General features: G+C 58.5%; 10 protein-coding genes. 6 read left to right on the top strand and 4 right to left on the bottom strand.

Annotated features, from left to right (window positions below; translation table 11 throughout):
- Positions 1 to 2,409, top strand: a 2,409-nt coding sequence (locus tag ACIF4X_RS28545; protein WP_397484622.1) for a Lon protease family protein, incomplete at its 5' end; no start/stop codon positions are given.
- Between the two features lie 312 nt (positions 2,410 to 2,721).
- Positions 2,722 to 3,042, top strand: a complete 321-nt coding sequence (locus ACIF4X_RS28540) for a hypothetical protein (protein WP_064118737.1) — start codon at positions 2,722 to 2,724, stop codon at positions 3,040 to 3,042.
- Here ACIF4X_RS28540 and ACIF4X_RS28535 read toward each other — a convergent pair.
- A complete protein-coding gene (locus tag ACIF4X_RS28535; protein ID WP_397484621.1) occupies positions 3,039 to 4,868 on the bottom strand; it encodes a hypothetical protein in 1,830 nt (609 codons plus the stop codon). The genes ACIF4X_RS28540 and ACIF4X_RS28535 overlap by 4 nt on opposite strands.
- Positions 4,869 to 5,028: 160 nt before the next feature.
- On the opposite strand from ACIF4X_RS28535, the gene ACIF4X_RS28530 reads away from it, so the two are divergent.
- From ACIF4X_RS28530 to ACIF4X_RS28520, 3 genes are all read left to right on the top strand, one after another.
- Positions 5,029 to 5,517, top strand: coding sequence for a TIGR00645 family protein (locus ACIF4X_RS28530; RefSeq protein WP_007909801.1), 489 nt, complete (start codon positions 5,029 to 5,031; stop codon positions 5,515 to 5,517).
- Between the two features lie 135 nt (positions 5,518 to 5,652).
- Entirely contained in the window at positions 5,653 to 5,958 is a 306-nt protein-coding gene (locus ACIF4X_RS28525; RefSeq protein ID WP_397484620.1) for a DUF6482 family protein, read from the top strand.
- A gap of 122 nt (positions 5,959 to 6,080) precedes the next feature.
- On the top strand, positions 6,081 to 6,698 hold the full coding sequence (locus ACIF4X_RS28520; protein WP_008078561.1) for an FKBP-type peptidyl-prolyl cis-trans isomerase: 618 nt from the start codon (positions 6,081 to 6,083) through the stop codon (positions 6,696 to 6,698).
- 109 nt (positions 6,699 to 6,807) lie between these two features.
- Here ACIF4X_RS28520 and ACIF4X_RS28515 read toward each other — a convergent pair whose 3' ends face one another.
- The 3 genes from ACIF4X_RS28515 to ACIF4X_RS28505 all read right to left on the bottom strand — a co-directional run bounded on the left by ACIF4X_RS28515 (position 6,808) and on the right by ACIF4X_RS28505 (position 8,707).
- On the bottom strand, positions 6,808 to 7,065 hold the full coding sequence (locus tag ACIF4X_RS28515; protein WP_034153845.1) for a hypothetical protein: 258 nt from the start codon (positions 7,063 to 7,065) through the stop codon (positions 6,808 to 6,810).
- A gap of 206 nt (positions 7,066 to 7,271) precedes the next feature.
- Positions 7,272 to 7,613: a zinc ribbon domain-containing protein YjdM gene (locus ACIF4X_RS28510; protein ID WP_397484619.1), complete on the bottom strand. Its 342-nt coding sequence runs from the start codon at positions 7,611 to 7,613 to the stop codon at positions 7,272 to 7,274.
- A 125-nt stretch (positions 7,614 to 7,738) separates the two neighbouring features.
- Positions 7,739 to 8,707, bottom strand: coding sequence for a polyprenyl synthetase family protein (locus ACIF4X_RS28505; protein WP_007950962.1), 969 nt, complete (start codon positions 8,705 to 8,707; stop codon positions 7,739 to 7,741).
- A 239-nt stretch (positions 8,708 to 8,946) separates the two neighbouring features.
- On the opposite strand from ACIF4X_RS28505, the gene rplU reads away from it, so the two are divergent.
- A partial coding sequence (gene rplU, locus ACIF4X_RS28500) for a 50S ribosomal protein L21 (protein ID WP_397484618.1) occupies positions 8,947 to 9,157 on the top strand: 211 nt, incomplete at its 3' end.

Here is a 9,157-nt window from a genome sequence, read left to right as displayed (position 1 = left end):
CTTGCGCCCGAAGCGCTGACCCGTCCGTTATCCGCAGAACAGTTAAGCTTCACTAACACCAATGATCTGGAGCCCTTTCGCGGTGTGCTCGGCCAGGAACGCGCGGTCGAAGCCTTGCAGTTCGGTGTGGCCATGCCACGCCCCGGTTACAACGTATTCGTCATGGGCGAGCCCGGCACCGGCCGTTTCTCGTTCGTCAAACGCTACCTGAAGGCCGAAGGCAAACGCCTGCAGACCCCGGCGGACTGGGTCTACGTGAATAATTTCGACGAGCCGCGCGAACCGCGTGCACTGGAATTGCCTTCGGGCACTGCCGGCGCGTTTATCGGTGACATCAACGGATTGATCGATAACCTGTTGGCGACGTTTCCGGCGGTGTTTGAGCATCCGTCCTACCAGCAGAAGAAAAGTGCCATCGACCGCGCCTTCAACCAGCGCTACGACAAGGCCCTCGATATCATCGAGCGCCTGGCCCTGGAAAAAGACGTCGCCCTGTACCGCGACAGCAGCAACATCGCCTTCACGCCGATGCTCGATGGCAAGGCGCTGGACGAAGCCGAATTCGCCCAATTGCCAGAAGCTGATCGTGAGCGCTTTCACGATGACATTTCCGGCCTCGAAGAGCGCCTGAACGAAGAACTCGCCAGCCTGCCGCAGTGGAAGCGCGAGTCGAACAATCAGTTGCGTTCGCTCAACGAAGAAACCATTACGTTGGCGCTGCAGCCATTGCTGTCGCCGCTGTCGGAGAAATACGCCGAGAACGCTGCGGTCTGCGGTTACCTGCAGGCCATGCAGGTCTACTTGCTGAAAACCGTGGTCGAGCAACTGGTCGACGACAGCAAGACCGACGCCGTTGCGCGCAAATTGCTGGAAGAGCAATACGCGCCAAGCCTGGTGGTTGGCCATCCAGTCAGCGGCGGTGCGCCGGTGGTGTTCGAACCGCACCCGACTTACGAAAACCTTTTCGGTCGTATCGAATACACCACCGATCAGGGCGCGCTTTACACCACCTATCGCCAGTTGCGTCCCGGTGCCTTGCACCGCGCCAACGGTGGTTTCCTGATTCTTGAAGCAGAGAAAATGCTCAGCGAGCCGTTCGTGTGGGATGCGCTGAAACGCGCCCTGCAATCGCGCAAGCTGAAAATGGAATCGCCGCTGGGCGAGATGGGCCGTTTCGCCACTGTGACCCTCAACCCGCAGCACATTCCGTTGCAGGTCAAAGTCATCATCATCGGTGCGCGGTCGCTTTACTACACGTTGCAAGACCTCGATCCGGACTTCCAGGAGATGTTCCGCGTTCTGGTCGATTTCGACGAAGACATTCCGATGGTCGACGAGAGCCTGGAACAGTTCGCCCAACTGTTGAAAACCCGGACTTCGGAAGAAGGCATGGCGCCGCTCACCGCCGATGCGGTGGCGCGTCTGGCGACTTACAGTGCGCGGCTGGCCGAACACCAAGGGCGTTTGTCGGCGCGCATTGGCGATCTGTTCCAACTGGTCAGCGAGGCGGATTTCATCCGTCATCTGGCCGGCGACGAAATGACCGATGCCGGGCACATCGAACGTGCGCTGAAGGCCAAAGCCACACGCACCGGTCGAGTGTCGGCACGGATTCTCGACGACATGCTCGCCGGGATCATCCTGATCGACACCGATGGCGCCGCAGTCGGCAAGTGCAATGGTCTGACCGTACTCGAAGTCGGCGACTCTGCGTTCGGTGTGCCGGCGCGGATTTCCGCCACGGTGTACCCGGGCGGCAGCGGCATCGTCGACATCGAGCGTGAGGTTAACCTCGGTCAGCCGATCCACTCCAAAGGCGTGATGATCCTCACCGGGTATCTGGGCAGCCGTTACGCCCAGGAATTCCCGCTGGCGATTTCCGCGAGCATCGCGCTGGAGCAGTCGTACGGTTACGTCGATGGCGACAGTGCGTCGCTGGGCGAGGCGTGCACGCTGATTTCGGCGCTGTCGAAAACCCCGCTCAAGCAGTGCTTTGCGATCACCGGTTCGATCAACCAGTTTGGCGAAGTGCAGGCCGTCGGTGGGGTCAACGAGAAGATCGAAGGCTTCTTCCGTCTCTGTGAAGCACGCGGGCTGACTGGCGAGCAGGGCGCGATCATTCCGCAGGCCAACGTTGCCACGCTGATGCTGGATGAGAAAGTGCTGGCGGCGGTGCGTGCCGGGCAGTTCCACGTATACGCGGTGCGTCAGGCCGACGAGGCGTTGAGTCTGCTGGTAGGCGAACCGGCCGGTGAACCGAATGCCGATGGCGAATTCCCGGAAGGCAGCATCAACGCACGGGTGGTGGAACGACTGCGCGACATCGCCGAAATGATCAGCGAAGAAGACCTCAAGGAAGCCGAGAAGGAATTGGCCCAAGAGGCATTAGCCGAAGCAAAACCGGCTTAAGCTTTAACGCGGTCAAAAACTGTGGGAGCGAGCCTGCTCGCGAAAGCGCTGCATCAGACGACGAATAAGTTGCCTGACACTCCGCATTCGCGAGCAGGCTCGCTCCCACATTTGTTTGGTGTGAATCCAGCGAAAATTCGCCACAACTCTGACGCCAATATTCACACAATGACCATTCGGCGCCTTCTGGTTCTATCTTGCTTGCGCAGCGGACTTTTCTTCTATTCTCAGCTCAAGGATATCGACAGTATCACTGGATCGAGCCAGTCCTCCCGTGGGGGCTGAATACCGGCTTCACCGAGGGTCGCCGCCATGTCGCGCAACCTCTGCCTCACCCGTCAATGCCTGGGTCTTGTGACCCGTATCGAATGCGCCATCAAGCCGTTGGCCGGCGATAACGGTATGTGGACGCTGCTCTTCGCTGCCGGCATGGCCGGCGAACAACCTTCCGCCATCAAAGCCCAGGGCCCGTTTCATGGGCCGGTCGCTGCTGAATCGATACTGGACACCATCGTCGAAAGTCTGACCTTGCATGGCTACGAGCTGGCCGACGATCCGCAGATCTGGAGTCTGCACCTGCAAGCTCAACTGCGGCAGATCAACGGTGGCCGTGGCCGCAGTCTTAACAGTTAGGGCGCCGCATCAGGCACTTGCGCCTTATCGAGTTTGACCTCAAAGCCGTATTGCACGGTGGCGAGGTCGGTTCGCTGATAGGTTTCGACGTGGCTCGGGCGGCCATAGAAATAATGCACGCCGAACAACGCCGGGCCTTCTGCGCTCGCATCGTGGCTGACCGAAAGGATCTGCTTGAGATAATTGCCGCTGTCTTCTTTGACGAAGAAGCGCCACTCGTTGGGCGGGAACAGTTTCAGATCCACCACCAATTGGTTGTTCTTGACCTCCAGGCCTTTAGGCAAGGACTTGATGTCGTACGCCTGTTTGGCCACCGTGGCGAGAAACAGCGGCATTGAGCCGACGGCAATCGCCGGGGTTTCCGGGAACAGGTTCAGATCGTAAGTAATCGTCGCGCGCAGCGGATCGACTTGATACGCCTCGGGTGGCAGTTCGATCGGTTCATCGAGCTTGCCACTGCGCTTTTCGGTGAAGAACGTCACAGGGCTGACACCCGGACTGAAGTCATCGCCCAGCAATTCATCGTTGAACGTGCGGCGATGGGAGAACTCGATGCGTGCAGCGCTCGGTTCTTCCACGGATTGATGGATGCGAATGCCGGCCTTCAGTTGTTCTTCGGTGAGGCTCGCGCCCTTGAGCCAGTTGGCCGCCAGATCGTCGTACACCGTCACTGACGGATCCAGCGGCTGGATGGCTTTCTCCGTGGTGTGCTGATTGAACGTGCGAATCGGCAGATCCAGCGCTTTGCGCGTCACGGTCGCCGAGGAAAAATCCAGCACGCTGACTTCCAGGGTTTCGATCGGGCCATTGAAATAGACCTTGTTGTAGCGACGCGGGTGTTTCTGCTCGAAATCCTGCTGCTCCTGTGTGAGCTGTTTTTCCAGCGTATCGCTCCAGCCTTTCTGCTGTTGCAGGTAGGCCAGTTGTTTTTCGTAGAAGGCCACTTGCTCTGGACTTTCGTTGATCGAGCCGGCGCGGACCAGATACTGCCCGGTTTTATCGCGGGCCTGGACGATCAGCGGATTGAGTTGGGCATCGGCGACTTCCGCGGCCAGCGGCAGGTTGTTGCTGAATTCGACTTCGGCGATATTGTTTTCAAGCTTCAGCAATTTGACGCTGAGGTTGTCGTTGGTGCGGGTCTGGCCGACGTCCTTTTGCGTCAGGTCGAAGCTGTACAGGCGGCGCGGCGCGATGACTTCGATCTGGCCTTGCAGGCTGACCGGTTGCGGCAGGGTCTTCTTGTCCACGTCCAGCCCGTCAATGAACGGGTAGGTCACGGTCAGGTCATCGGGGTTGGTGACGTTGGAGCTGGACGGGCTGAGCTGAATGCCCGGGTCGGTTTCCGACCATTCCGGCTGATAAGCGATCACATGTTTGTTGCTCAACGTCACCGACTGCCACTCCACGCCATGGGGGAACAGAAAGCCGCCGGGAATGTTCAGGTTGAACGGGAACACGGGTTGCAGATCGGTGAGGTAGTCGGAGCTGGCATCTTTGTGCAGCACAAACAGGCCATTGATGAAAGCGTCGACCAGCGTCTGCGGGGCAGGGTAGTGCTTGAGCACGGCGAGGGCGTCTTCGCCATATTCGGTGCGCGGTGGATTGTCGGCGAGTTTGAGCTGTGCCCGTTCGAGCAGCAGCAGTGAGCCACCGAGTTCGGTGATGGCGTCCTTGAGTTTCGAATCGGTGATGGCGTCCAGCGACTGTTCGAATTTTGCCGTCTTTTCTTCAAGGCTGGCGGCGTGTTTCTCGTCGCCGGGCGAGCAACCGCTGATCAACAGAGCAAGGCAGATTCCGGCCGTCGTTATCGGTAATCGCACATCCATTTCCACACGTCCTGTCTGCAGTCACTGGGCTGTCAATGGTTTGGACACTAGCAGAAAAAAATCACCCACACGCGCAGGTGGCGGATTTTTGGGCAGTTTCTGGCTGTCACAGGGGGCTGGTATACTCGCCGCCATTTCCAGCCCCCCTGTGTGAGATTCAATGGAACGCTTTATCGAAAATGCAATGTACGCCTCGCGCTGGCTGCTGGCGCCGATCTATATCGGACTGTCCCTCGGGCTGCTGGCGCTGGCACTGAAATTTTTCCAGGAGGTTTTCCACATCCTGCCCAACGTTTTCTCGATGGCCGAGTCGGAACTGATTCTGGTACTGCTGTCGCTGATCGACATGGCGCTGGTCGGTGGCCTGCTGGTGATGGTGATGATTTCCGGTTACGAGAACTTCGTCTCTGAGCTGAACATCGATGAAGGCAAGGAAAAACTCAGCTGGCTCGGCACCATGGACTCTTCGTCGCTGAAGATGAAAGTGGCGGCCTCGATCGTTGCGATCTCCTCGATCCACTTGTTGCGCATCTTCATGGACGCCAAGAACGTCGATCCCGAGCATTTGATGTGGTACGTGATCATCCACATGACCTTCGTGGTCTCAGCGTTCGCCATGGGTTACCTGGACAAGGTCACCAAACACTGATCAACCTTTGATCAATGCAAAAACACCGCCCGTCTGTTGCGAAACAGACGGGCGGTGTCGTTTGTGGCTTGTGCTTTGATGCGTGCGGGCATATCCCTGTAGAGGTCCTGATTCGCCACTGTGTGAGGTGCGTTCATGAACCTGCAAGAGTTGAATGCGTTTGCTATCGCCAGGAAGGTTGATGAGTTGAACCTGATCTCCATGGAAGGCGGGATTTATCTGCTCGAAGCGCGGATGCATGGGGCGGCGTATCCGTTAAGTGATCTCAAGGGCAAAATGCTGACCCTGCGTTCGGTGGAGCATGCGCGGGATTTGCTGCATGCTTTTCCGGTGCTGCCCTTCAACCTCGTACACACCTCGGTACACGATGAAATGTGTGGCCTGGGCGCCAGTGGCGAGGAAAGCCTGAAAGTGCCGCTCGCCTGGCGTTCAGCCCTGTAGGCGTTGCGCGCCAACGCCTGAGCATCTGTGCTAGTCTGCTCGCCCTTTTGGTTCCGGGCGCGCCGGGACGCGCTGTGCACGCACGGCAAGTCTTGTGGCCGTCCGCACAGCGGAGCAGTGTCATGTCCGAAGTAAATCTGTCCACCGACGAAACCCGCGTCAGCTACGGCATCGGCCGTCAGCTGGGTGACCAGCTGCGCGACAACCCGCCACCGGGCGTGAGCCTCGACGCGATCCTGGCTGGTCTGACCGACGCGTTCGCCGGTAAGGAAAGCCGTGTTGGCCAGGAAGAAATGTCCGCCAGCTTCAAGGTTATCCGCGAGATCATGCAAGCCGAAGCGGCTGCCAAAGCTGAAGCTGCTGCTGGCGAAGGCCTGGCATTCCTGGCTGAAAACGCCAAGCGTGACGGCATCACCACCCTGGCTTCCGGCCTGCAATTCGAAGTGCTGACTCAGGGCGAAGGCGCCAAGCCGACCCGTGAAGACCAGGTGCGTACTCACTACCACGGCACACTGATCGACGGCACTGTGTTCGACAGCTCCTACGAGCGCGGCCAGCCTGCAGAATTCCCGGTTGGCGGCGTGATCGCTGGCTGGACCGAAGCCCTGCAACTGATGAATGCCGGCAGCAAATGGCGCCTGTACGTGCCGAGCGAACTGGCTTACGGCGCTCAAGGCGTTGGCAGCATCCCGCCGCACAGCGTTCTGGTATTCGACGTCGAGCTGCTGGACGTTCTGTAAGACCTTTGTGGGACCGAGCCTGCTCGCGAATGCAGGCGACTGAATCTAACTGAGATTCGAGTTGAAGCCTTCGCGAGCAAGCTCGCTCCCACAGGTTTTGTATCGCTGCTCATAGTTCTATCTTGTGATGCAGCTCACTGGTCGGGCGCAAGGCCCGGGCATAGCAGAACAGGAACAGATTGCGTACCAGTTCCTTGAGCACCAGCGGCTCGCTGGAATTCAGGCTGCTGACGTCCAGATCTCCTTGGTCTTGCAGCTCATGCAGGGCTTCTTCTTCAAGCACCGCACAGACTTCGCCGGTTTCCCGATGGAGGATTCTGAGGTAAGGGTGTGGGCGATCCAGCCAAGCGTCGATCAGATAAGTCATGGTTCTCATCTCCATTGAAGGTGTTTGATGAGAATAATTCTTATTATCTAAATAGCAAGCGCCTATTGGCAGATTCTGAATTTTTCCGGGTAAAGATTGCGTAAGGTCAAAACGGCTGGCGTATGGCTATTGCTTGGTTTTATTGGTGCGGAGCGGGGAGGGCGAAGCTCCATCCCGCGTCTGGCGCGGGATGGATGACAGTCGATTCAGACCTTTCTGACGAACTCGGATTTGAGTTTCATCGGGCCGATACCGTCGATCTTGCAGTCGATGTCGTGGTCGCCATCGCACAGGCGGATGTTCTTGACCTTGGTGCCGACCTTGACCACCAGCGAGGTGCCCTTGACCTTGAGGTCCTTGATCACGGTGATGGTGTCGCCGTCCTGCAGGACGTTGCCGACCGAATCTTTCTTCACGGCATCATCGGACGCCACTTCGGTTTCGCCGCTGGCGGACCACTCGTGGGCGCACTCCGGGCACACCAGTTGGGTACCGTCTTCGTAGGCGTATTCGGAATTGCATTTCGGGCAGGGTGGCAACGTGCTCACTAAGGCTCCTTGAGTGTGGATCACTAAAAGTCGCACATTGTATAGGGTTTTAATCGCGAGAGGGCAGGCAACAAAAAGCCGCAGGCTTCGAAGGAAGGCTGCGGCTTTTGCTGGAGCGGGCAGAATCAGTGAGTACGGGCGACCGCAAACTCACTCAGTTCAACCAGCGCATCCCGATATTCACTGGCCGGCAGTGCATCGAGGCACTTGATCGCACGGGCCACGTAATCACGGGCCAATTGCGCGGTGTACTCCAGCGAACCGGAGGCCTCCACTGCGATGCGGATGCTTTCCAGGTCTTCGATCCCGCCTTTCTGGATCGCCTGGCGCACCAGTGCAGCCTGTTCCGGCGTGCCTTCGCGCATGGTGTAGATCAGCGGCAGGGTCGGCTTGCCTTCGGCCAGATCGTCACCGACGTTCTTGCCCAGGGTTTCGGCATCGCCCTTGTAGTCGAGCAGGTCGTCGACCAGCTGGAACGCCACACCGAGGTGATCACCAAACGTGCGCAGCGCTTCGCTCTGTTCGGCGGTAGCACCGGCCAGTGCCGCAGCACTGTGGGTCGAAGCCTCGAAGAGCATCGCGGTTTTGCCGCGGATGACTTCCATGTAGGTTTCTTCGGTGGTGCTGGCGTCGCGCACCTTGGACAACTGCAACACTTCGCCTTCAGCGATGATGCGCGTGGCCTGGGACAGGATCTTCATCACCGGCATCGAGCCCAGTTCGACCATCATTTCGAACGAGCGCGAGTACAGGAAATCGCCGACCAGCACGCTCGGGGCGTTGCCCCACATGGCGTTGGCGGTCGAACGGCCACGGCGCATGCCGGACATGTCAACGACGTCGTCATGCAGCAGGGTCGCGGTGTGCAGGAATTCGATGGTGGCGGCCAAAAGACGCATGTCGTCGCCTTCGCGACCCAGGGCCTTGCCACACAGCAACACTAATAAAGGACGCAGACGTTTGCCGCCGGCCGAGGTGATGTAATCGCCGATTTTCGATACCAGCGGTACTCGGGAAGTCAGCTGCTTCTTGATGATGCCGTCGACGGCGCTAAAATCGTCCGCCACCGCGCGGTAGAAAGCTTGGGGTTGCATCAGCGAGAGTCGCTCCAGAGGGGTTGCGCGGCATGCTAGGACCCCCGTCCAGACCTGTCAAGGCGCGATGGACGGCTACTTGCAAGCCTGCCGCGCCTTGCGTACAATCGCGCACCCTGAACTTCCTGGGCAGCACCTGCCTTACGCAATTGCAACGGGCCTTCCAGCCTTATGCAGCCATGCCAGCCAATACCTCTTCTTATAAAGAGCTGGGTGAGCAGGATTATCGGAGAAATACCATGTCTTATGCAGTAATCGTTACTGGCGGCAAGCAGTACAAAGTCGCCCCGGGTGAATACCTGAAGATCGAAAAACTGGAAATCGCTACCGGCGAATCCGTTACCTTTGATCGCGTTCTGTTGGTTGCCAATGGCGACGACGTGAATATCGGCGCTCCAGTTGTTGCTGGCGCTACCGTTGTGGCTGAAGTGATCTCCCAAGGTCGTCACG

Source organism: Pseudomonas sp. NPDC085632 (assembly GCF_044541255.1).
Lineage (GTDB): Bacteria > Pseudomonadota > Gammaproteobacteria > Pseudomonadales > Pseudomonadaceae > Aquipseudomonas.
Note: the sequence above shows the minus strand (reverse complement) of the source record. Positions and strands in the feature narration are given on the sequence as shown.